The sequence below is a fragment of the Streptomyces sp. NPDC025833 genome (assembly GCF_055558055.1).
In genome coordinates this window covers 100,938-123,801 of record NZ_JBVHNF010000013.1, presented here as the reverse complement: position 1 = coordinate 123,801, position 22,864 = coordinate 100,938, and the positions used below count along the sequence as shown (strand labels likewise).

Genomic DNA, 22,864 nt, shown 5'->3' with positions numbered 1-22,864 from the left:
CCTTTCGTGGGTGGTCCGGTCGGCAGGTGCGGCACTTGCCGTGGTCAGCCGGTGAGGACGACCTTGCCGCCGCGTCCCGGGCGCATCGTGTGTCCGAGCGCGGACCGGAAGTCGGCGAGGTCGCGGCACTCGGCGACCTCGAGGCCGGGCAGGCCGCGTACGACGGCTGCCTGGACCTGCTGGGTGAGGGAACTCAGCTCCCGCTCGTCCAGGCGCTCCATACGGGCGGGCAGCCAGAAGCCGCACATGTTCACCTGCCGGAAGACCAGGTCGTCGGGGCTCACCGGGACGGGGCGACCGGACAGCATGCCGTAGGAGACGAACTGCCCGGCAGGCCGCAGGCAGCGCAGCGCTGCGGCGCCCAGGGACCCGCCCACCGCGTCCAGCACCGCTCCCACTTGGCCGTGCTCCACGGCGCCGCGCACGGCCTCGGTGAGGGCGTCGGCGGAGACGACCGTCAGGGGCCGCGTCCCCGGGCGGGCGAGCGCGCGCGCTTGATCGCGGTGCCGGACTACGGGCAGGCACCGGACACCGCGCTCGTTCGCCAGGTGGATCACCATGCGGCTCACGGCGGAGGCCCCAGCGGTGAGGAGCAGCGTGTCGCCCGGATCGAGGGCGATGTCTCGCACGAGCAGGTGGGCGGTGAAGGGGTTCACGGTGAGCTGGCAGGCGGCCTCGGTGGACACGCCGCGCGGGACCGGGATCACCGAGGCGCCGGGTACGCAGACGTGCTCCTGCCAGGTTCCCGTGGCGCCCGTGGCGGAGACCGCCACCCGGGTGCCCGGCATGGGCCCTCCCGTACCGGGACCCAGCGCGTCCACGGTGCCCGCGCCCTCGAATCCGGCGACGGCCCAGCCGCCGTCCGGGGCGCCGCCGGCCGGTCGCGGGGCGAAGCGTGCGTCGCGGCCGTAGGAACCCTGGACGAACAGGAGGTCCGAGGGGTTGATCGGGCGGGCGGAGAGCCGTACCCGCACTTCGCCCGGGCCCGGTTCGGGGCGGGGAAAGTCCGTCAGGCGGAGCACACGGGAGGGGTCACCATATGCCTGGAAGGCCACGGCCCGCATGATCAGTCCGCTTCTCCGAGCAGGTGCCGGCACAGGCTCTCGCTCAGCGAACCGACCGTCTGCCGGCCGCTGTGGACGACCTTGTTGACGAGTACGTGGGTGGCGTCGCCGCCGCGCAGCGCGTCGGCCAGTTGTGCCGCCGAGCCCGCACCGCCCGAAGCGATGACCGGAAGCCCGGACACACGGGCGGTGGCGCGCGTCAGATCGAGGTCGTAACCGATGCCGGTGCCCTCACGGTCCACGTTGTTGGCGAGCAGCGCGCGCACGCGCAGCTCCCCGAACCGCCGGGACACCGCGACGGCGTCCGCGGTGGTGAGCGTGGCGCCACCGTGGATACGGACCCGCCATCCCCGCTGCCGGTCCCCGGAGCAGTTCACGACGCCGACGAGCCGTTGTCCCCCGAGGAGGCGGACCGCCTCCGCCACCCGGTCGGGTTCCTCGACCATGCTGGTACTGACCGAGAGCGCGTCCGCACCGGCGGACAGCAACTCCGCGCACTGCGGGGGCGACGGCAGAACCCCGTGCTGCACGGAGACGAGCAGCTCCAGGCCGGTCTTGTGCAACTCGCGCAACAGTTCCGGCAGGTAGCCGATGGCGGTCCAGGGGTCGACGACATCCAGGAACAACTGACCGGCACCGTCATGGGCGTAGCCGGCGGCGATGCCCACGACGTCGAGGGGATCGGCGAGACCGGGGATCGCGGACGGATCGGTCGCCACCCCGTCCCGCACGTCGATGCAAGGGATCACCCGTCGGGCCGCCCGGGCCCGGGAATACGTGGTATCGCTGTCATGCCGCATCAGTCATCCGCCTTCCAAGGAGTTGCGCAGCCTTCGCGGCCGTTCGCCGCGGGGCGCGAGGTGATGTGCCACGGCCAGAGCCGATCTCATGACCGCTTCCTGCGTTTCCACCGGGGTCGTGCAGTGTCCGAGGAAGAGCAGGCGCTGCCCCGCCTCGATCCGGCCCAGTCGCCGGCGCGCCCGGCACGCCGCCGGCGTGGGGAGTGTCGCCCGGAAAGAGGAGCGGGCGAGTTCCACGCGGGGCCGGCCGGAGCGGTGGTCGACCTGACTGACGAACAGGTCGACGCCCAGCGAGGGCCCGTACCAGGTCGTCGTCTGGCTTCGGTGCCCGTCCACGGTCGTGTTGCCGGCGGACCACAGGCGCCGGTCCTCGGGCATCCCGTACGGGTCGCGGTGCAGGGCGTAGGTCACTTCCCGGTACGCGATGGAGTTCAGCGCGGCTCGCCAGGCGCTCGTGCCTGCCAGACCGGAGAGCGAGGCGAGGGCACGGTCCGCCGGAAGAGCCAGGGCCACCGCGTCCACCGGGTGGACCGCCCCTGCTCCGTCCACGAGTTCGAACCCCGACCCTGCCCGGCGCACCGTTCGAAGGCCGGTGCCCAGTCGTATCCTGGCCGAACGAGAGTCGGCGGCGAGCCCGTGGACGAGGGACGTGGTCCCGGAACGCAGGTACGTCGTCCGGGGGACCGCACCCGGCGGGGTGAGTGTCGCCCCGACTGCCCGCGCGGACAGGTGCCGTGCCTCTTCCAGTGTGCAGCCGTGGAGGGAAGCCGGCAGTGCGCACAGCAGGTGCTCCACCGAGGAGGAGAGCGGCGACCAGGAGTTCAGGACGTCGTCGAGCGTGAGGTCCCAGGACGTCCCCTCCGCCTCCCACCGCGCTGATTCCTCGGCCAGACGGGCCATGGCCCCGTACGCCGGTCCGTCGGTCGTGACCGGCCTCGTCGTGTCCGTGGGGTCGGCGGCGGACACCCACAGAGCCGAGCGCTCGTGCTCGCGGAACACCACGCGGGAGGAGGTGGTCCCCACCAGGTCCTCCGCCCGGACACCTGCCGACGCCGCCACCTGCCGCCAGGCAGGGGACGCCTCGACGGGTGTCTCCCTGACACCGAGGTCGATGACACACGTACCGCCGCGCGCGGTCGTCCGGACCGACTCCGCGTTCCCGCCCAGCCGCGGTCGCTCTTCGAGCAGCAGCACCTCGTGGCTTTCGCCGAGCAACCAGGCCAGCGTCAGACCCGCGATCCCGCCGCCCGCTATTCCTACGCGCACGGCCGTCACCCCTGCCGGCTTCGCAGGCCCGCGGCGACCGCGGACGACGCTCGTCGTTCCCCGGCGGCGAACAGCCAGAAGCCGTCGAGACCGGTCAGCAACATGTCGGCGACGGACGCGGCGCGGCCGGACGTGCAGCCCTCCTGGAGGACACCGTCCTCCACGACGGCGGCGGCCAGGTCCAGCAGTTCCGCGGGTGCCGGCGAGCCGTAGTGGTCACGGAACGCCTCGGGTACATCGGTGCCACTGTCGGTCAGCGTCCGCACGAGTTCTCGGGACTCCCGCGCGTAGGCCGCGAAGTCAGAGCGCAGTGCCAGCGCGGCGTCAACGGGGGCGGCGTGCAGGCACATCCAGGAAACCGCCCTGGGGAAGGCGAACGCGTTGGCGTCCTTCGCCGGGTCGAGGGCGGAGGAGGGGGACGAGTCAAGTGCCCTCGCGCACCGGTCCAGGCTCGGCTTGAGCGAACGCAGGACGGCGTTGAGCCCGGCGAAGAGATCAGCAGCCGGTCCACTCGGGAACCGGGCGAGAAGTACCGCGTAGGAGACGGTCTCGGTTTCCAGACACAGTTGGTCGGCCTGCACCAGGCGCCGAAGATGCTGCCGGCGCACCCGGCCGTCACGTGCGAAGCGCAGCAGCGCGTTGTCGCGCTGCCTGACGATCTGCTCCTGCTCGACGAATAACTGTGCTGCAGCAGATACGGGACCGGCGTTCATCGACTCTTCCCCCAGCCTTTCTGCCTTCTCTGTTCGACGCTGCCGCGAGTGCCCATGCCCCGAACCCGGAAACAGCGCGGAATAAGGTACCTTCGATACGGCATCAGGTCCTTTGGTCACTCTTTCGCCCGCCCGCCGTGACGGTTTGCCGAAGTTCCTCGAAACTGGCGGCGGGCCGGCACTCGCGAGAGGTCGCCGTCCGGTGGCTCAAGGTGCCCCAGGGGCACTGGTCACCGGTGTGGGAACCCTGTGCAGAGGCGGGGGCAAGGCGCGGAGCGAGCGTCTGCCACGCCGGCGGACGCTGACCGGACGGCAGGTTCCCCGCCCCGCGAACCAGGGAACAACGGCTCTGTCTGTACCGCTTGTCGACGCCAGCGCCGCTGACCCGTTCATGAGCAACAGACCCATACCCGGGGGGCGATGTCATGCCCGACAAAGAAGAACCTTGCTACCAGGATATTGCGAGCAGTCTTCGGGCGCTGCTCCGGGATATCGATGAGATCATTCGTTTACTGCGCATCTTGGTGGAAGAGCGTCAGCCGGACTCCGAACCGTCCGCCGCGGAACCAGGGTTACCCGACAACAGGATCGAATCCCTCACGGATCGCGAGAGTGAGGTTTTCCATCTACTGGTGACCGGAATGTCGAATCGCCAAATAGGCCGCACACTCGGCATAGCGGAGCGTACGGTGAAGAACAACCTGCATTCCATTTACCGGAAGTTCGGCGTTTCGGGCCGGGCCGAGGCGATTGCCCAGTACTTCGGCGCCGCCGTCCGGCAGCGCAGGTGAAGCAGCCAACTTGATCGTCAACCTGTGCAGCAGGGCTTGGGGTTGGTTGGCTCTGGCGGTTCCGGGACACCCCCACGATCACGGACGCGGACATCACCCCCCCCCGTGCGAGCCGGCGGCCCAGGGTGGCTGTGATGCCTGGTACCTTGTGATGCATGGTAACTGGCGGAGCAAGTAACCAGGTTCCGGAGAAGGTCGAGGTCCAGCTTCGTAAAGGGGTTCTCGAGTACTGCGTCCTGGCGCTTCTGCGAGAGGGCCCCAAGTACGGAGTCGAGCTGCTGAAGGACTTGCAGGACACCGTGCTCGCCACGAGTCAGGGCACCGTCTACCCCCTGCTGTCACGGCTCAGGCGGGCCGAACTCGTCGTCACCACCTGGGAGGAATCCGCCACCGGGCCGCCCCGGCGCTACTACGAACTGACCGAGACGGGACGCGCGGCACTCAGCGCTTTCACCGACATCTGGCCGGCATTCCGCGACACCGTCAACCACCTCCTCACGCCGCCCACCGGGCAACGGCGCGATCCCGGAAGGGCGCAACCTTGAAGACCGACGACACCCTGGTGCGGGAGTACCTCGCGACCGTGGAACGCGAGAGCACAGCACTGCCCCCGGCAGCCCGCCGGGAACTCCTCGCAGACCTCAGTGAGCACATCGAAGTCGCACGCGCCGAACGACCCGGCGACGTCCGCACGATCCTCCACGAAGTGGGCGACCCCCGCACGATCGCCGACACCGCCCTCCACGAACTCGGCCACACCATCCAGCCCCCCGCGCGCAAGCCGAACCGTCGCGGCTCACCTGCCTGGCTGCCGCTCCTTCTGCTGGTTGTCAGCGGCGTGCTGCCCTATGCGGGAGACCACGTGCTCCTGGACTGGGCCAGCCTCGCCATGAAGGTCACGGCCGTGGTAATGGTGTGCCGCTCCCGCCACTGGACGGCGGCCCGGAAGTGGACAGGCCTCACCCTGGCCACGCTCCTGCCCGCCACGATGAACGTGGTCTGGTACCTGGCCTTCGTCGTGCCCCGGAACTACGCCGTGATCGACGCGTGGCGCTGGCCCGGAGCCGCCGTTGGCCTTCTCCTTACGCTGGCCGGCGTGGGATGGCTGTGGCGCACCAGGGTCCGCCAGCGTCCGTCTTCAAACGGTTCCTGTCCAGAGCAGGAGTGAGGCGAGAGAGACCGCTGCTTCGTGGGAGGTGGCGGTCTTGTCGTATCGGGGGGCGCTTCAGCAGTGACTCGCTCCTCAGGCCACGCAGAACAGCTGCCGGAGATCATTCCGAGGTCTACCGGACGTCACCTGAGCCCAGCACAATCGCCCGTATGACGATCACCACGAGCGCCTCGCCGCCGCCCACGCACAACAGGCCCGTCGCGCTCGCCCGGGGGTTTCTCACGGGAGGCGTGACGGGGGCGTCCCTGGCGGCCGTCGTCGTCGGGATCGTCATTGACAACGAGTCGCTGATCGTCGGGGGAGCGTGCCTGCTCGCGGTTTACGTCCTGATCCGCTACCTCGCCGGCCTGCCGAGGCGCGCCCGGGAGGCGGAGATCCCGCCGCACCTGGCCCTCGCGATGATCGAGAGCCTGGAGGCCGTCGGGGGTGAGACGAGCGACATACCGGTGAAGTTCGACCTCACCGTCGCACCGGACGACGCACCGGCGTACCGCGTCGAGTTCACGCAGAACATCAACCTCGCCGACCTGCCCGACTACAGGCCGCGCGGCATCCTGGTCGTCCAGTACCCGCCGGACCGGCCGCTGAAGGCGAGGATCGTCAAACGACCGACACCGGACTGGGAGGAACGGGCCGCCTCGGCCCGCCTCGACTCGGCACCCGGACCGGCCCGGGCGAGCGATCCTTTGGAAGGCTGCGCTGCCACCCTGCTCGGGTTCCTCGGCCTCCTGCTCGGCGCGGCCCTCGTCGTCCTGTTGTTCCGCGCAGACCTGTTCGACCAGAACGACACCGACACCGCGCGGCCCTCGGTCTCCTCCCCCAGCACCTCCTCGTCTTCCACGACCATCGTGTCGTCGGCGACCGGCACAGTGGCTCTCGGCCCCGGTCAATCCTTCCTGGAGAAGGGCGCGTTGGGCCGTGCCGTCACCGCGCTCGCCAAGAGCGAGGACAAGCAGCAGGCGCTCACCCTCGTTGTACAGGAACGCCTGCTGACGGTCGTCTTCGCCCCCACCGGCACCCAGCCGGCCTCCCGCCTCGACATGGATTCCCTGCCGTACGACCGTGTCCCCGCCCTGGTACGGGAGGCCACGACCACGCTCGCAGTCGACTCCCCGCGCACCTGGCAGCTCACCGCCGACCGCCTCACCGGCAAGGTGGCCCTCAGGGTCTCCGTGACCGGCTCCGAAGGCACCGCCTATCTGGAGGCGGACGAGCAGGGCAAGGTCGTACGGCGTGTCTCGGCAGGAGGCTGATCCATGGACTGGCATGTGTATCTGGCGCCGTGGTGCGGGGTGTTCGGCGCATGGGCGCTGGTCGGATACGGGAGGTCGCTGGCCGGGATGACCCGGGCACAGCGGACGGTCCGGGCGACGGGACGGATCGAGCGGGTGGACGAGCCCCGGCACGGAAGCTCCCCGAGCGACGGGATAGCCGTGGTCGTCTCCTTCCAGGACCCTTCCACCGAGCAGGAGTTCACCGTCACCAACGAGGGTGAGCGCGGCGAGAGGATCAGCGTGGCCTGGACGGGCCGGGAGATCGGGGTCCACTATCCGCGCGGCAGACCCCACGCATTCCGATTCGCCAACCACCTCTCCGAAGGCGGGCGCGGCCTCGGCTGGGCGAACTTCGCGCTCTTCCTCGTCTACGCCGGTCTGATCGCCGTCGCTGCGATCGACTGGGGCTGGCCGTGGGCGCTGCTCGGCTTCTGCGGACCCTGGGCCCTCTCCGGCCTGTACCACCTGCCCGGGAACATCCGCGACAGGAACCGCCGTATCGACCAACTGGCAGCCATGGCCGCCGTAACCGGCCGTGTCGTCGCCGTCCTCAAGAGCGTCACCGTCGACTCCAACGACGGCAGCACCCTGACCAACCTGATGCCGGTCGTCACCTTCGCCACCCTCGATGGCAGGGAGGTCACGGCCTACTGCGAGTCCGGAATCCCGGACCCCGCGGATTCACTGGGCCGGAACCTCACGATCCACTACGCCCTCGACGACCCGGCCCTCTTCGTCCTGGACGTCGAGGCCGAACGCCGCTCCTGGAAGTGGGACATGGCTGTCAACGTGGTGGGTGTGCTGCTCGTGGCGGCGGCGGCCGTGGTGGGGGTGGTCGCGCTGTGAACCGGGAGCCGGTCCGTCTTCCCGCCCTGGAGCCGCTACCGGCTCGGTGCCCTCGACGGCATGTGTAGCCGGCACCAGCCTGACCGATCGACGAACCGGCGTCAGCTTGACGAGCCGACGTCAGTGACCGTCACCGAGCCGAAGGGAAGGTTCACGTCCTTCGGCCTCTGCCCGGCCGTCCGCCCACAGGGTGCGCACATGCGCGAGATGCCGGCGCATGCAGCCCTCCGCTTCCTGGATCCGGCCGGCCACCATCAGGTCGAGCAGTTCGACGTGCTCCTGGGCCGAAGCAACCAGACGACCTGTCTCGTTGAGGCTGGCCAGTCCGAACAGACGCGATCGTTTACGCAGGTCGGCGACCACCTCTACGAGGTGATGGTTGCCGGCCAGGGCCAGCAGTTCCAGATGGAACCGGTGATCGGCTTCGAGGTATCTGATGACATCATGCTCCTGAGCCGCCCTGACGATCTGCTCCGCCAGTGGGCGCAGCGCCTCCAACTGCTCGCCGCTCGCCATCTCGGCCACGCGACCCACCGTGGGGACCTCAATCAGTGCTCGGACATCGGTGAACTCGTCGAGATCCTGCTCAGTCATCTCAGTGACGCGAAAGCCCTTGTTGCGCACCGCTTCGACCAGGCCTTCCCTGGCCAGGTCCAGCATGGCCTCGCGCACTGGTGTGGCGGATACACCCAGTTCTGTCGCCAGTGTGGGGGCGGAGTAGATGATGCCGGGGCGAAGCTCGCCGGCTATGAGAGCCGCGCGGAGCGCATTGGCCACCTGATCGCGCAGATGGGCCTGGAGAGGGATCGCCCGTGATCCAAGATGGGGCATCTGCACTCCTCCGCCGATCCAGCCCGATGACCTCCCACTATACAATGTCACGTTGCTTCGAGTGCTGGGGAGTACCTGAGCGCGTCCGCAGGTGCCTGCCGGCCGTTCCCTGATGACCACGCGGAGCGAAGGGGCTGTGTGCGGCTCACCGCATTCACGCGACCGGGGCGAAAAGGTCTCTCGCCGCGGCGGTCGCGCCCGGGCGGGCGGTGGTCGTGTCAGCGCACAGCCGCCATCCAGGCCTCCACCTCCTCGGCGCTGCGTGGCAGGCCGGAGGACAGGCATTCCGCTCCGCCGGACGTGATGACGAAGTCGTCCTCGATCCGCACGCCGATGCCGCGCAGTTCCTCGGGCACGGTCAGGTCGTCGGGTTGGAAGTACAGTCCCGGCTCGACAGTGAGGACATGACCGCGTTGGAGCACCCCGGCCGAGTACGCCTTGGTTCGAGCGCCGGCGCAGTCGTGGCAGTCCAGTCCGAGCATGTGGCCCGAGCCGCACAGGGTGTAGCGGCGGTACAGGTCGGACGCAGGAGTCGAAGCCGTCCTGCCGTACGGCCGCAGCCCCCAGGTATCCAGCCCCTCGGCGATGACACGCATCGCGGCGTCGTGGAAGGCGGCGAACGGGGCGCCGGGCCGCAGAGCGGTGATGCCTGCCGATTGAGCGGCGAACACCAGGTCGTAGACGCGGCGCTGGACCTCGGTGAAATGGCCGTTCACCGGCAGTGTCCTGGTGACGTCTCCTGTGTAGAAGGAGTCGGATTCAACGCCTGCGTCCAGCAGGAGCATGTCTCCGTCCCGTACCGGGCCGTCGTTGCGCATCCAGTGCAGGACGCAGGCGTGTGAGCCGGCCGCCGCGATGGTGTCGAAACCCAGTCCGTTTCCTCCTTGTCGGGCGCGGCGGTTGAAGGTGCCCTCGATCCAGCGCTCTCCCCGTGCATGGCGGGTGGCCTGGGGCAGCTCACTCAGGACATCGGTGAAGCCGGCGATCGTGCAGTCGACGGCTTCACGCAGCCGGCCGATCTCCCACTCGTCTTTGACGAGTCGCAGCTCTGACAGGAAGGTGACGAGCTCGGCGTCGGCCTCCGGGATCGGTGGCACCAGTGCGTCGACGAACGCGTCTTCGCCGCGCAGTACTCGAGTGCGGACGTTGCTGCTGAGGGCCTGTATCAGATTGTCCCGTGCGGCGACCTCGATGCCGAGTGCGTCCGCGGTTTCCGCGATCGTCCGGCGTCGGCCGATCCAGAACTCGCCATGTCGGTGGTCGCCGTAGAACTCCCTGCTGTTCGAGCCGTTACCGCGCGGCGACCGCGGCCGGGTGAACAGGGCGACCGAGTGCCCGCTGCCGGTGGGCTCGAAGACCAGGACGCTGTCGGGGACCGCCTGCGTCCCCTGTTCGGCTGTGAGGTGCACGAACGCGGAGTGCGGCCGGAACGCGTAGTCGAAGTCGTTGCTCCTCACCTTCAGCCCACCCGAGGGAACGATGATCCGTTCACCGGGGAATCGCTCGGACACCGCCGAGCGCCGCTTGGCTGCGTATGCTGCTCCCGGCACGACCGGCGGCCTGAGATCCGTCTCCACCCATCCGCCTCGGAACTGGTCGGCCACTGCTCCCGGTCCTCCTCCCCTGCTGTCCGTATGGCGTGCACCATCCTGATCTGCCATCGAGAATCCTCGGTGTCGTGGGTTCGCTGCCGGTGAGAGGCACGTGCTGGCCCTGGCCATCTGAGGTGGCCGACATGGTGGTCCGTGCCCCAGTGGGGTGGGCGCGGGCCACGGCGTCAGCCGCGCAGCCTGGCCATCCATGCCTCCACCTCGTCGGCCTGTCGCGGCAGGCCTACGGAGAGGTTTTCGTTGCCCACTTCGGTCACCAGGATGTCGTCCTCGATCCGTACACCGAAGCCGCGGTATTCCTCGGGAACGGTCATGTCGTCGGGCTGGAAGTAGATGCCCGGCTCGACGGTGAGCACCATGCCCGGTTCCAGGGTGCCGTCCACGTACCTCTCGGTGGGTGCCTTGGCGCAGTCGTGGACGTCCAGGCCGAGCATGTGGCCTGTCCCGGCAAGGGTCCAACGGCGCTGCAGTCCCAGTTCGCAGGCGTCGTCCACGGACCGGCCGCCGAACAGGCCCCAGGCGGCGAGGTGCTCGGCCAGGACCCGTTGAGCGGCATCGTGGAAGTCTCTGTAAGCGGCACCCGGCTTGACGGCGGCGATGCCGGCTTCCTGGGCCGCGTAGACAGCCTCGTAGATCTTGCGCTGAATCGGGCTGAAGCGGCCGTCCACGGGCAGGGTGCGGGTGACGTCGGCGGTGTAGAGGTTGCGGGTCTCCACCCCGGCGTCAAGCAGGAGGAGGTCGCCGGGACGGGCTTCGCCGTCGTTGCGGACCCAGTGCAGGGTGGTGGCGTGAGGTCCCGCCGCGCAGATCGACGCGTAGCCGACGTCGTTGCCCTCCATCCGTGCGCGTGTGAAGAACGTGCCCTCGATGAACCGCTCAGGAGTGGGTGCCGCGGTGCACAGGGCGCGGACGACGTCTTCGAAGCCGAGGGCGGTGGCTTCGCAGGCGAAGCGGAGATCGGCGATCTCGATCTCGTCCTTGACGAGGCGCATCTCGGAAAGAGCCGTGCGGAACTCGGCATCGTTCTCGGCTGTGGCCGTACTCTCGAGAGCGGCGTCGACGCCTGTGTCATGGCCTCGCAGCAGACGGACGGGGCCGCCGGCCCTGCCGAGCCGCTCGGTCAGCGTGCGGACGTCGCGGCATGGCAGGCCGAGCAGTCGTTCGTTCTCGGTGAGGCTGTTGCGGCGCCCGTCCCAGAGTTCACCGTGGTAGTCGAGCCAGAACTCGCCGTTGTCCCTGTCGGAACGCGGGAGGAGGTAGGCGATCGCCTGGTGTCCGCCGGACTGATCGGGTTCCAGCAGCAGGACGGCATTTGGTGACTGATCGCCGGTCAGGTACACGTAGTCGGAGGATGGCCGGAAGGGGTAGGCCGTGTCGTTCGCACGTACCTTGCTGTCGCCTGCTGGGATCACCAGCAGCTCACCGGGGAAAAGCGCGGAAAGCGCCGTCCTGCGGCGTGCGGTGTACGCCGCTTGCGCGATCGGTTCGAGATCGGTGCGCTCGGTGTCCGCCCAGCCTTGCTTCATGTTTTCGGCGAGTTCGATGCTCACGGCCCGGTACAAACCGTTTTTTCGCTGCCTGTTCTCGTCCGTCTCCGTGGCCATTCAAGCCTCCTGTGGTACGTGTTCGGGCTGTGGTGACGGACGGGATCACCAGGCGGTGTGAACGACACGGGGCGCGCGGGTATTGCTCCACCTCGGTGAGGAAATGCCGCGAGGTGGAGGCTTCCATGGTGGACCCGCCATGACAACGGCCCCAGCCATAACAGAACCATCGGTCCAGGCATAAGACTCCACGCAGGGGGCGCGACCGACTCCCACAGGAATCGACGCACACGCATAATGCGGTTGCCGTCTCCGCCGCCCCCGGCTCGCGGCCACCCTCTGCGGGGGAACCGTCGACCCACTCCGGACTCGAGGGACGGCACGGGTGCGTTCCGCCTGTGGGCCTGACCTGGCTTTGGCCTCACCGGACAGCACCCTGCATGCTCACGTTCAGGAAGTGGCCGGGCTCGCCATACCTCGACCCGGCGTCCGCCCCACGGTCCGCTCGTGGGGCAGCGTTCCTGCGACGGCCTGCACCATGCCGCTCGCATACTCGCGGCAGCCGAGGTGCCGGCCGGGCCACGCTCATCTTCCCGGCGAGCGAGCGATGCCGTGCTCGGTCCGGATGCGTTACATGCCGGCCGTGGAGAACGTCACTTCAGCCGGGGCTTCTGCGCTCACCAGGACATTCCTTTTCCCCCTGAGTCACGTCACGGCTCGCGTGAACCAATCGGCAAGTGCCAGTCCAGCCAGACGACTTCCCCAGTACATGTCACCTGTGCAATGGTACATGGCGTAGGTCGTGGTCATGCCAATCGTGGCGCCGGCCGTGCTCCCGTCGCATCCACGGCGCGGCCCTCCCCTCCACGACCCTCCTCCACCCCATCGGCCACGTCTTGCGTGGCCCGTCCCCTCATGGGAGGCGTAGTGAGAAAATCACTGGTCAGGCGAAGTCTGGGCGCGGCGATACCGCTGGCCCTGACTCTCGCCATGGGCACCGGCCTGATGGCGCAACCCGCCAGCGCGCGCACCGAAGCGCCCTTGTTCGCCGCCACGCACGCGGTGACGGGGGGCGGTAAGCACTCCGGTTCCGCGCCCGAGGCACAGACCGCCGCTGCGGACGCTGAACACGTCGGTAAGGGAGGTCTGAAGGCGTCCGAGCTTCCGCCGCTGGCGGCGAGCAAGGACGCGCTCAAGGAGTCCTACGGCAGGGCCGCGAAACCGCCGGTCCGGCCCTCGAAGTCGACCGACGCGACCGCCGAGGACTCAGCCGGGAAGACGAGCGCCGCTGCCGCCGCGGCGTGCAACGTCTCCGACTTCACCAGCCGCACCGGCAGCGCGCTGGTGGAGCAGATCAAGGCGTCCACGACCGACTGTGTGAACACGCTGTTCAACGTGACCGGAAGCGACGCCTACTACGCCTTCCGCGAGCCCCAGATGGCCTCGGTCGCCTACGCACTGCGTGACGGCTCGGCGTCCTACCCCGGCAACGCCGGCACCGGCATGCCCCAGCTCGTCCTCTACCTGCGCGCCGGCTACTACGTCCACTACTACAACGCGGGCACGGTGGGCACCTACGGCAGCAGCCTGCAGACCGCCATACGCTCCGGTCTGGACGCCTTCTTCGCCAGCTCACACTCCCGCGACGTCACCGACGCCAACGGCGAGACCCTCGCCGAGGCCGTCACGCTCATCGACAGCGCGGAGGAGAACGCCCGCTACATCCACGTCCTCAAGCGACTGCTGGCGGACTACAATTCCGCGTGGAACGCGTCCTGGTGGATGCTCAACGCGGTCAACAACGTCTACACGGTGACGTTCCGCGGCCACCAGGTGCCCGCCTTCGTCACGGCCGTCCAGTCCGACCCCAGCCTCATCGACTCCCTGTACGACTTCGCCTCCGGCCACCTCTCGCTCCTGGGGACCGGCCAGTCCTACCTCACCTCCAACGCAGGACGCGAACTGGGCAGATTCCTCCAGGAGGCCCCTCTCCAGCCGAAGACGCGTCCGCTGGCCGCGAGCCTCCTCAAATCGAGTTCGATCAAGGGCACCACGGCTCCCCTCTGGGTCGGCGTAGCCGAGATGACGGACTACTACGACAAGGCCAACTGTTCCTACTACGGCACCTGCGACCTGCAGTCGCAACTGGCGAACTCGGTGCTGACGGTCACCTACCCGTGCAGCTCCAGCATCACCATCAAGGCCCAGCAGATGACCTCGAGCGAGCTGTCGTCGAGCTGCTCCAGCCTGCGCAGCCAGGACGCGTACTTCCACAACATCGTCCGCGACAGCGGCCCCGTCGCCAACGACAACAACAGCACCATCGAGGTCGTGGTCTTCGACTCCAGCACCGACTACCAGACCTACGCCGGTGCCATGTACGGGATCGACACCAACAACGGCGGGATGTACCTCGAAGGTGACCCGGCGGCAGCCGGCAACCAGCCGCGCTTCATCGCCTACGAGGCCGAGTGGCTGCGCCCCGACTTCCAGATCTGGAACCTCAACCACGAGTACACCCACTACCTCGACGGCCGGTTCGACATGTACGGCGACTTCACCGCCGGCACCACCACCCCGACCGTGTGGTGGATCGAGGGGTTCGCGGAGTACGTCTCCTACTCCTACCGCGGTGTCCCCTACAACGAGGCCATGACCGAGGCAGGACGGCGCACTTACGCCCTGAGCACCCTCTTCGGCACCACCTACGGCAACGACACCACCCGCATCTACCGCTGGGGCTACCTCGCCGCCCGGTACATGCTCGAAAAGCACCCCTCCGACATGAACACCGTGCTTGGCCACTACCGCTCGGGCAACTGGAACGCCGCCCGCGGCTACCTGACCAGCACCATCGGCAGCCGCTACGACAGCGACTGGTACACCTGGCTGGCCGGGTGCGCGGCCGGCGACTGCGGCGGCGGCACCAACCCGCCCGGGAACCAGCCTCCCACCGCCGCCTTCACCACCGTCGTGCAAGGCCTGAAGGTCACCTTCACCGACCAGTCCACCGACTCCGACGGCACCATCGCCTCCCGGTCCTGGAACTTCGGCGACGGCACCACCTCGACCGCCACCAACCCCAGCAAGACCTACGCTGCCGCCGGCACCTACACGGTGAAACTGACCGTCACCGACGACAAGGGCGCCACCTCCACCGCCGGCAGGACCGTCACCGTCAGCGGCAGCGGGGGCACCGGCACGGAGTGCACCGGCACCGACACCCGCGAACTGGGCCAGAACTGCCGGCGCAGCAACCAGTCCGCCACCACCGGGAACTACGCCTACCTCTACCTGTACGTCCCGTCCGGAACCACCCAGCTGAAGATCACCACCTCCGGCGGCACGGGTGACGCGGACCTCTACTACAGCAACAGCGGCTGGGCCACCACCACCAGCTACACGCAGCGCGCCACGGGTGCCGGCAGCAGCCACACCCTGACCATCACCAACCCCCCGGCCGGCGCCCAGTACATCAGCCTCTACGCGGTGAGCAGCTTCAGCGGAGTCACCGTCAGCACCAGCTACTGACGACGCTGTGCTCCGCCATCGACCCGGGGCGGCTCCCCCCGCCCCGGGCCGAATCCGGAGCGGGGGGTACGGGGACCCCCTCTCCGGACTTCACCGCCTCGCCCGGCGGCAGCCGGGCGATCCCGTCACCCGCAGAGGGGCGGACGCTGTCGGCGGTCACAGTCGTCTGCCCCCTTGCCGGTACACCGCGACGGCCACCACCAGGTCCTCCCATGCCATGCCACTCGTCTTCACGACCATGGGCCGGTCGGGAGGGACAGCCGTTCTCGCGCCGATCAGATCGGCCATGGTCACCAGCGAGGCCGGGTCGAGCGTCTTCTCCCGCACGGCGAGCAGGACGTCGCCGGCCTCCCGGAGCGCGACGTCGCGGCTCTCGACGACCACGGTCGCGCGTCCCATGAGGGCACCGTCGAGTTCGCGCGCCGTCGGTTCGTGTGAGCCGACGGCCAGGACGACAGCCGAATCGCGCACGAGGTGTCCGGCGACGACCGGTGCGCGGGCCGATGTCGCGGCCACGACGACGTCCGCGGCGCGGACGCGGCCGGCGACCGCTGTGTCGTCCGCCGCCAGGTGGCGGTCCGCCCATGCCGGGGTCGCGCTGCCGCGCCGCGTGACGGCCGTGACATCGGCGACGGGTACGTGAGCCCGGATGGTGCGGACGTGTCCCTCGCCCTGCGGGCCGGTACCGAAGATCACGAGCCGCAGACCCTCGTCCGAGGAGTCCGCGAGCGTGCGCAGCCGCTCCAGACAGGCCGCGACCGTGACCGCGGGCGTGCGCAGGCTGGTCAGCGCGACCCCGTCGAGGAGCGCGACGGGGATCAGCGTCCGGCTGTCGTGCAGGAGGTACGTGGCGTTGATCCTTCGCAGGCCACGCGCGGTGTTGCCCGGAGCGACGGTCGCGATCTTCACCCCGAACCAGTCTGCTGTCTGTGACGGCATGAGCAGTCCCTGACCGTGGCTGAGATCGAGCACGGTGCGCGGCACGTCACCGTCTGGGTCGAGTCCGTCGGTCAGGGCGTCACGGATCGCGGCGACGGCCGCGACGGGGCCGAGTGCAAGGACGTCCTGGGCGTCGAGAAGGATGTTCATCGCAGGAGGAACCCGGGATCGAGGGTGTCGCGGGGATCGACGCCGAAGTGGCAGGTACCTACCTGATAGGCGGTTCCCGTGACCGCCGTGAGCACGGCCGGTTCGCCGTGTGCCGTGGTCCGCTCGGTGATGCGCGCGCGGAAGACGGAGCCTGTGACGGACTCGTGCCGCAGTTCGTCGCCGTATCGCAGCTGACCGGTCGCGGCCAGCAGCGCGACCCGGGCCGACGTGCCCGAGCCGCACGGGGACCGGTCGACCTGCCCGTCGGCGAACACCGTGATGTTGCGCTGGTGCAGGTGTCTGCTGCCGTCGGGGCGCAGTCGTGGGGCGCGGACCTCCTCGGTGAAGACCGTGCCGTAGATTCCGGAGAGCCGAGGATCGCACGGGTGCTCGGCGGCGCCTGCGGCGTTCAGTGCGTCGCGGATCTCGCGGGCGGCCGCGATGAACCGGGCGACGTCGTCCGGCCGTACGCGCAGTCCGGCGGCTGCCGCCGGCAGCACGGCGTACATGGCACCGCCGAATGCGACATCCACGCCGAGCGTCCTTCGCGCCGTCGCGACTTGGACGCCGGTGGCGTGGACGTGGCTCGGGACGTTCGTGAACGTCACGTCCTCGACGAGGCCCCCGCGGGTGCGGACGCTCGCCGTGACACGTCCGGAGGGGACGTCGATCACGACGTCGGTCGTCCCATCGGCGGGGGCGGGCACCCGGCCCGTGGCGACAGCCCAGGCCCCGAGGGCGATCGTGCCGTGCCCGCACGCCGTGGAGAACCCGTCCCTGTGCCAGAACAGCACCCCCAGATGGGCGCCGGCGTCGTCCGGTGGCACCAGGAAACCGCCGTACATGTCCGCATGTCCACGGGGCTCGCCGCACAGCAGCTTCCGCATCCACTGGGCGTCGTCGTCGTGCATCGCGGCGATCCGGCGTTCGGCGACAGTGAGCCCGTCACCGGTCACCGCGGCCGGGCCGTCCGGCACAATCCGGAACGGCTCACCGCCGGTGTGCCAGTCGATGGTCTCGATCGGCTCGGTCCTCGTCATCCGTCACGCTCCCAGACGGGCCGCGACGACCTGCGGGGCGGCGCGCAACTCGGCGGCCGGCCCGGTCAGCGTCACGCGGCCGGATTCGATGATGTGGCCGCGGTGGGCGGCCTTCGGCGCTCCCCGTGGGTTCTCCTCGATCAGCAGCCCTGCCGTGCCCGACCGGTTGATCGACACGACGGCATCCATGACCTGGGCCACGATCAGCGACGCCAGGCCCGTCGGCGGCTCGTCCGGCATGATCAGCCGGGGCCCGGCGGCCATGGCCCGGCCGATGGCGAGCATCTGCTGCTCACCTCCGGAGAGGGTGCCGCCCTGCTGGGGGCGGCGCTCGGCCATGCGTAGTCCGGGCGTTGCCGCGGACCTCGGGTTTCGTGCACCTCGTACGCCACGGTAACGGCGTACGAGGTCACTCACAGGGTGAAGCCGGCCGGGTAGGGGTCCGACGGGTCGAGCAGGTACTGGGCGGTGCCGGTGATCCAGGCGCGGCCGGTCACGGAGGGCAGGATGGCCGTTCGGCCTCCGACCGTCGTCTCCTCCCTGATGCGCCCGATGAAACGGGAGCCGATGAACGACTCGTTCAGGAAGTCCTGGCCGATGGAGAGCCTTCCGCGGGCGTGGAGTTGAGCCATGCGGGCGCTCGTGCCGGTACCGCAGGGCGACCGGTCGAACCATCCGGGGTGGATGGCCATGGCGTGCCGGGAGTGCTCCGCGGTCGATCCGGGGGCTTCGAGATAGACGTGGTGGCAGACGTCGATCTCCGGGTTCTCCGGGTGGGCGACCGGGTTCTGCTTGTTGATCGCGCCCATGACGGCCAGTCCGGCGTCGAGCAGCCGCTGCTTCTGCGTCCGGTCGAAGGGGATGCCGAGGTCCTCGGTCCGGACGAAAGCGTAGAAGTTGCCGCCGTAGGCGATGTCGTAGCGCACCGCTCCGTAGCCGGGGACGTCGACGACCTGGTCGAGTGCGTGGCAGTACGACGCGACGTTCTCCAGGGTCACCGATTCGGCGTGCCCTTCGCGGACCCGTACCCGTGCCGTGACCAGTCCGGCCGGGGTGTCCAGCCGGACGCGGGTCTCCGGCTCGGTGACCTCGACCATGCCGGTTTCGACGAGGACCGTGGCGACGCCGATGGTCCCGTGCCCGCACATCGGCAGACAGCCCGAGACCTCCACGAACAGCACGCCGAAGTCGGCGTCCGGCCGGGTCGGGGGTTGCAGGATGGCGCCGGACATCGAGGCGTGCCCGCGCGGCTCGCACATGAGCAGGGTGCGCAGGTGGTCGCGTTCCGCGACGAACCGCTGCCGCCTCTCGAACATCGTCGCCCCGGGCAGGACGCCCACCCCGCCCGTGATCACGCGGGTCGGCATCCCCTCGGTGTGCGAGTCGACGGCGTGGTAGCACACGGTCGAGCGCATCGTCAGCTCACCCCGCCGTCGATGAGGGCCTGGGTGGCGGCGCGGACGACGGCCTCCGTCTCCGGGCCGAGCGGCTGCCGCGGCGGGCGGCATCGGCCGCCGGGCCGGCCGATCATCTCCTGGCCGAGCTTGATGGCCTGGACGAACTCCGTCTTGCTGTCCCACCGCAGCACCGAGTGGAGTCGGCGGTAGAGCGGCAACGCCGTCTCCAGGTCTCCGGCGACCGATGCGTCGTACAGGGCGAGGCATGCCTGGGGGAACACCTGCGGGTAGCCGGCGACCCAGCCCCTGGCGCCGGCGAGACCGACTTCCAGGACGGTGTCGTCGGTGCCGATCATGAGGTCGAGCCCGGGGGCGAGTTCGGAGATCTCGTAGCAGCGCCGCACGTCGCCGGAGAACTCCTTGACACCGACGATGAGCCCTTCGGCGTGCAGCTTGGCCAGCAGTTCCGGGCGCAGGTCGACCTTGGTGTCGATGGGGTTGTTGTACGCGGTGACCGGCAGTCCCACCGACGCCACCAGTTCGAAGTGCTCCAGCACGGCGCGGTCGTCGGCGCGGTAGGCGTTGGGCGGCAGGCACATGACGGCCTGGCAGCCCGCGTCCTTGGCGAACCGGGCGTGCCGCCTGGCTTCGACGCCGCCGTAGGCGCCGACGCCCGGCATCACGGTGAACCCGTCCGGGGCGTTGGCGACGGCCGTCTCCACGACGCGGTCGCGCTCCTCGTGGGTCAAGGTCTGGTACTCGCCCAGTGAGCCGTTCGGGGCGACACCGTGCAGTCCCTGTTCGGCGAGCCAGGCGACGCTGTCGCCATAGGCGGCGAAGTCGACCGCGAGGTCGTCGTCGAAGGGGAGGCTGGTCGCGACGATGACGCCGTGCCAGGGCTTGCGGGTCTCGTTCATGGGCGCTCCTTGTCGGTCATCAGTGTGGTCCGTCCGTTCGGACGATCGTTCGGGGAAGGTCGTTCATCCGGAACGGCGAGCGCGCCGAGGGTGACGGGGGTCGCGATGAGCCGTTCCGCGGGTACGTAGGCCCCGTCGCCTGCCGCGAGACAGTGCACGGCCGGTCCGCACACTCGTCCCTGGCACCAGCCCATACCGGCTCGGGTCAGCTGCTTGACCTGCCGGTGATCGTGTGCGCCGCCCTCGGCGCACGCGGTCCGGACCGCATCCGCGGTCACCTCCTCGCAACGGCATACGACGGTCTCGTCGGTCAGCCACGAAGACCATGCCGGAGGGATCGGGTGGGCAAGGGTCATGGCCCGAGCGAAGGCGCGCCGCCTGGCCACCGCGGCGCGCACCACGGCCAGGTGCATCCCCGGCACGGGCGCGGCACCGGCGTCCGCCAGGACCGACGCGGCGGCGAGGCGCCCCTCGCCCACCGCGAGCGCCGCCCCGCCCACGCCGCATGCCTCGCCCGCGGCGTAGAGGCCGGGGACGCTGGTGCGCTGACCGCCGTCGACGGCGACGACCGCGTTGCCGTCCGCGGAGTGGGTGAGGTCGCAACCCAAGGGGATGAGCAGGTCGAGTTGCGGCGTGAAGCCCCAGCCGACGCCGACGGCATCGACCTTGATCCGCCGTTCCGTGCCCGGGCGCGGGCTGCCGTCGGACGCCACGGCGGCGATCCGCACCGCTGCCACCCGGTCGTCTCCTTCGGCGCCGACGATCGCCGTGCGCGCGCGAACCGGGACGCGGTGGCGGGCGAGCGCGGCAGCGTACCCGGCTCCCTCGGCCCACTTACCCGGGTTGCACAGCAATGCCCCTGGGTGGCGCAGCCACGCCCGGGGATCGGCGGCCTCGCATACCGTGACCACCTCGACCCCGCGAGCCGCGAGGCCGGCGGCCACCGGTAGCAGGAACGGTCCGGTCCCGCCCAGTGCGACGCGGCTCCCGGCCGTGACTCCGCCGCCTTTGAGTAGCGCCTGCAGGCCGCCGATGGTGAGCACACCCGGCAAGTCCCATCCGGGGAAGGGCAGTTGCCGGTCGTAGGCCCCGGTCGCCACGAGGAGCCGCGGAGCGCGCAGGACCACGGCGGTCTCCGTGGGTGCCTCGCGCCGGTTGGCTGCGTGGACCACGAATCCGTCGCTCTCGCGGACGACAGACCACACGTGGTGCGCCAGGCGCAGGTCGAATCTTCCGGCCGCTCGGCTCGCCGACAGCGCCGCGGACAGAGCGCGGTACTTGCGCAGTCCGTGGTGGAGGTCCTCGGTCGGGATGGCCGGCCGCGCGTGTTCCGGCGGGTGCCGCCAGAACTGGCCGCCGAGGGCGTTGCCGGAGTCCGCCAGCAGCACGCGCAGTCCGCCTGACAGAGCCGTGGCTGCTGCGGCCATGCCGGCCGGCCCTGCGCCTACGACAATGAGGTCCGCCGACTCACGCATCGCCATCCTCCTCGGTCGTGACGGTCATACCGGGACGTGCGGGCACCAGGCAGGCGCGCTGTCCGCCGACTCCGTCGATCGTCACGAGACAGTCGAAGCAGACGCCGATGCCGCAGAAGACACCACGTGGGCGGTGCCCGATGCGGGTGGTACGCCAGGCGACCCGGCCGGCGGCGACAAGGGCCGCGGCCACGGTCTGCCCCTCCACGAACGGCAGGGGTTCGCCGTCGATGATGACGTTGCTCACTTTGGCGCACCTCCGAGGGTAAGGAAGCGGTCGGGCAGAAGGCCGGTGTGTGCCGCCGGTTCGGCGCCGCGCCAGGGGCGGCCGAGCAGGTGGGCGGTCACGAGCGCGCCGGTCGCGGGGGCGAGGCCGATCCCCGCCCCTTCGTGTCCGCACGCGTGGACGACGCCCGGCACCCGCGGGTCGGGGCCGACGACCGGCAGGTGGTCCGGGCAGTAGGGCCGAAAGCCGCGATAGGCGCGGATCAGGTGGACTCCGCGCAGGAAGGGGAACAGGTGGCACGCCTGGGCAGCGAGCCTGGTGACCACGGCGGTGTTCATCGTGGTGTCGAAGCCGACGCGTTCACGGCTGGCACCGATGAGGATCGTGCCCCCGTGCGTGCCTTCCACGACGCACGAGGTCTCCAGCCCGGCGTCGGACGAGGCGACGTTGGCCACGTAGTCCGCCGAGTAGACCTTGTGCCGGACCATCGGCGGCAGCGGTTCGGTCACCAGGACGAACCCGCGGCGTGGCAGCACTTCGATCGGAGCGCCGAGCCGGTGGCCCACCTCACCGCCCCAGGTCCCCGCGGCGTTGACGACGGCGTCGGCGGCCAGGACGTCACCGGTCGCCGTCCGGATGCCGGTGATCCGGCCGCCCCGGCTGGTCAACGCGCCGACGACCTCCCCCGTGTGGAAGCGTGCCCCACGCCGTACGGCGGCGCGCAGCAGCGCGGCCGCCGCGAGGACGGGCTGCACCTGGGCGTCCTGTGGGTAGTGAACGCCGCCGGGGAGTCCCGGCGCCAGGTGGGGTTCGACGTCCCGCACGTCGTCGACGGGCTCGATACGGACGCCGGCCGCTTCCTGCCTCGCGGCGAATTCCCGCAGTGCCGCGAGGCTCGTGTCAGTGCTCGCGACGACCAGACCGCCCTTGGCCTCCAGTTCGAACGACTCCGGGCCGAGTTCTTCACCGGCCTCGTCCCACAGTGTGCGGCTCAGCCGCGCCAGGTCGAGTTCGGGGCCTGGTTCCTTGTCGGAGAGAAGGACGTTCCCCTCTCCCCGGCTTGTCGTGCCGGCCCCGACTGCGCCCCGGTCCACGACCGTGACGTCCAGGCCTGCCGAGGCGGCGTGGAAGGCGGAGGCGGCGCCGACGACGCCCGCACCCACGACAACGACCTTCAGGGTCACCCGGCCCTCCCCCTGTGCAATGTCACATGCCATTGCTTAGGCTATACATCTGATCGGTGCCAAGACAACGCCGGTGCACGGCGTAATTGTTCGAG

At 69.8% G+C, this 22,864-nt stretch carries 21 protein-coding genes; 6 read left to right on the top strand and 15 right to left on the bottom strand.

Translation table 11 applies throughout. The features are described 5' to 3' along the window. Positions 1-44: 44 nt before the first annotated feature. Genes ACZ4K2_RS24050 through ACZ4K2_RS24035 form a run of 4 tightly spaced genes read right to left on the bottom strand, consistent with a single transcriptional unit; the run spans position 45 to position 3,843 of the window. Positions 45-1,055, bottom strand: a complete 1,011-nt coding sequence (locus ACZ4K2_RS24050; RefSeq protein WP_467475764.1) for a zinc-dependent alcohol dehydrogenase family protein — start codon at positions 1,053-1,055, stop codon at positions 45-47. An 11-nt stretch (positions 1,056-1,066) separates the two neighbouring features. Further along, a complete protein-coding gene (locus tag ACZ4K2_RS24045; protein WP_467475765.1) occupies positions 1,067-1,813 on the bottom strand; it encodes a HisA/HisF-related TIM barrel protein in 747 nt (248 codons plus the stop codon). Between the two features lie 54 nt (positions 1,814-1,867). Then, positions 1,868-3,130: an NAD(P)-binding protein gene (locus ACZ4K2_RS24040; protein ID WP_467475766.1), complete on the bottom strand. Its 1,263-nt coding sequence runs from the start codon at positions 3,128-3,130 to the stop codon at positions 1,868-1,870. A gap of 5 nt (positions 3,131-3,135) precedes the next feature. Continuing rightward, positions 3,136-3,843 carry a hypothetical protein gene (locus ACZ4K2_RS24035; RefSeq protein WP_467475767.1) on the bottom strand — a complete coding sequence of 236 codons (708 nt, stop codon included), beginning with the start codon at positions 3,841-3,843 and terminating at the stop codon, positions 3,136-3,138. 425 nt (positions 3,844-4,268) lie between these two features. Between ACZ4K2_RS24035 and ACZ4K2_RS24030 the strand changes: the two genes are divergently transcribed. The 5 genes from ACZ4K2_RS24030 (at position 4,269) to ACZ4K2_RS24010 (ending at position 7,925) form a co-directional block, all read left to right on the top strand. Next, entirely contained in the window at positions 4,269-4,634 is a 366-nt protein-coding gene (locus ACZ4K2_RS24030) for a helix-turn-helix domain-containing protein (RefSeq protein WP_467475768.1), read from the top strand. A 155-nt stretch (positions 4,635-4,789) separates the two neighbouring features. Beyond that, positions 4,790-5,179 carry a PadR family transcriptional regulator gene (locus ACZ4K2_RS24025; RefSeq protein WP_467475769.1) on the top strand — a complete coding sequence of 130 codons (390 nt, stop codon included), beginning with the start codon at positions 4,790-4,792 and terminating at the stop codon, positions 5,177-5,179. Next, positions 5,176-5,802 carry an HAAS signaling domain-containing protein gene (locus ACZ4K2_RS24020; RefSeq protein WP_467475770.1) on the top strand — a complete coding sequence of 209 codons (627 nt, stop codon included), beginning with the start codon at positions 5,176-5,178 and terminating at the stop codon, positions 5,800-5,802. Before ACZ4K2_RS24025 ends, ACZ4K2_RS24020 begins: the two co-directional genes overlap by 4 nt. Positions 5,803-5,954: 152 nt before the next feature. Then, positions 5,955-7,058, top strand: a complete 1,104-nt coding sequence (locus ACZ4K2_RS24015; RefSeq protein ID WP_467475771.1) for a hypothetical protein — start codon at positions 5,955-5,957, stop codon at positions 7,056-7,058. Between the two features lie 3 nt (positions 7,059-7,061). Beyond that, entirely contained in the window at positions 7,062-7,925 is an 864-nt protein-coding gene (locus ACZ4K2_RS24010; protein ID WP_467475772.1) for a DUF3592 domain-containing protein, read from the top strand. Positions 7,926-8,045: 120 nt separating this feature from the next. Here the strand turns inward: ACZ4K2_RS24010 and ACZ4K2_RS24005 are convergent, their stop codons facing one another. From ACZ4K2_RS24005 to ACZ4K2_RS23995, 3 genes are all read right to left on the bottom strand, one after another. After that, entirely contained in the window at positions 8,046-8,756 is a 711-nt protein-coding gene (locus ACZ4K2_RS24005) for a GntR family transcriptional regulator (protein WP_467475773.1), read from the bottom strand. A gap of 218 nt (positions 8,757-8,974) precedes the next feature. Beyond that, positions 8,975-10,417, bottom strand: a complete 1,443-nt coding sequence (locus ACZ4K2_RS24000) for an aminopeptidase P family protein (RefSeq protein WP_467475875.1) — start codon at positions 10,415-10,417, stop codon at positions 8,975-8,977. A 116-nt stretch (positions 10,418-10,533) separates the two neighbouring features. After that, on the bottom strand, positions 10,534-11,970 hold the full coding sequence (locus tag ACZ4K2_RS23995) for an aminopeptidase P family protein (RefSeq protein WP_467475774.1): 1,437 nt from the start codon (positions 11,968-11,970) through the stop codon (positions 10,534-10,536). Positions 11,971-12,837: 867 nt separating this feature from the next. Here ACZ4K2_RS23995 and ACZ4K2_RS23990 point away from each other — a divergent pair. Further along, the gene (locus ACZ4K2_RS23990; protein ID WP_467475775.1) at positions 12,838-15,441 is read left to right on the top strand and encodes a collagenase; all 2,604 of its coding nucleotides are present in this window, start codon (positions 12,838-12,840) and stop codon (positions 15,439-15,441) included. A gap of 156 nt (positions 15,442-15,597) precedes the next feature. On the opposite strand, the gene ACZ4K2_RS23985 is transcribed toward ACZ4K2_RS23990, so the two are convergent. The 8 genes from ACZ4K2_RS23985 to ACZ4K2_RS23950 form a co-directional block, all read right to left on the bottom strand. Continuing rightward, complete coding sequence (locus tag ACZ4K2_RS23985) at positions 15,598-16,530, bottom strand: ornithine cyclodeaminase family protein (RefSeq protein WP_467475776.1); 933 nt, start codon at positions 16,528-16,530, stop codon at positions 15,598-15,600. After that, positions 16,527-17,570, bottom strand: a complete 1,044-nt coding sequence (locus tag ACZ4K2_RS23980) for a proline racemase family protein (RefSeq protein ID WP_467475777.1) — start codon at positions 17,568-17,570, stop codon at positions 16,527-16,529. Before ACZ4K2_RS23980 ends, ACZ4K2_RS23985 begins: the two co-directional genes overlap by 4 nt. Before the next feature lie 3 nt (positions 17,571-17,573). Then, positions 17,574-17,909: an ATP-binding cassette domain-containing protein gene (locus ACZ4K2_RS23975; protein WP_467475778.1), complete on the bottom strand. Its 336-nt coding sequence runs from the start codon at positions 17,907-17,909 to the stop codon at positions 17,574-17,576. Positions 17,910-17,983: 74 nt separating this feature from the next. Next, on the bottom strand, positions 17,984-18,985 hold the full coding sequence (locus ACZ4K2_RS23970) for a proline racemase family protein (RefSeq protein ID WP_467475779.1): 1,002 nt from the start codon (positions 18,983-18,985) through the stop codon (positions 17,984-17,986). A gap of 2 nt (positions 18,986-18,987) precedes the next feature. Continuing rightward, on the bottom strand, positions 18,988-19,884 hold the full coding sequence (locus ACZ4K2_RS23965; protein WP_467475780.1) for a dihydrodipicolinate synthase family protein: 897 nt from the start codon (positions 19,882-19,884) through the stop codon (positions 18,988-18,990). Next, positions 19,881-21,359 (bottom strand): FAD/NAD(P)-dependent oxidoreductase, encoded by a 1,479-nt coding sequence (locus tag ACZ4K2_RS23960; RefSeq protein WP_467475781.1) that lies wholly within the window; start codon positions 21,357-21,359, stop codon positions 19,881-19,883. The genes ACZ4K2_RS23965 and ACZ4K2_RS23960 overlap by 4 nt, the downstream gene beginning before the upstream one ends. Continuing rightward, positions 21,352-21,606 carry a (2Fe-2S)-binding protein gene (locus ACZ4K2_RS23955; protein ID WP_467475782.1) on the bottom strand — a complete coding sequence of 85 codons (255 nt, stop codon included), beginning with the start codon at positions 21,604-21,606 and terminating at the stop codon, positions 21,352-21,354. Before ACZ4K2_RS23955 ends, ACZ4K2_RS23960 begins: the two co-directional genes overlap by 8 nt. Continuing rightward, on the bottom strand, positions 21,603-22,802 hold the full coding sequence (locus ACZ4K2_RS23950; RefSeq protein WP_467475783.1) for an NAD(P)/FAD-dependent oxidoreductase: 1,200 nt from the start codon (positions 22,800-22,802) through the stop codon (positions 21,603-21,605). Before ACZ4K2_RS23950 ends, ACZ4K2_RS23955 begins: the two co-directional genes overlap by 4 nt. Between the last annotated feature and the right edge of the window lie 62 nt (positions 22,803-22,864).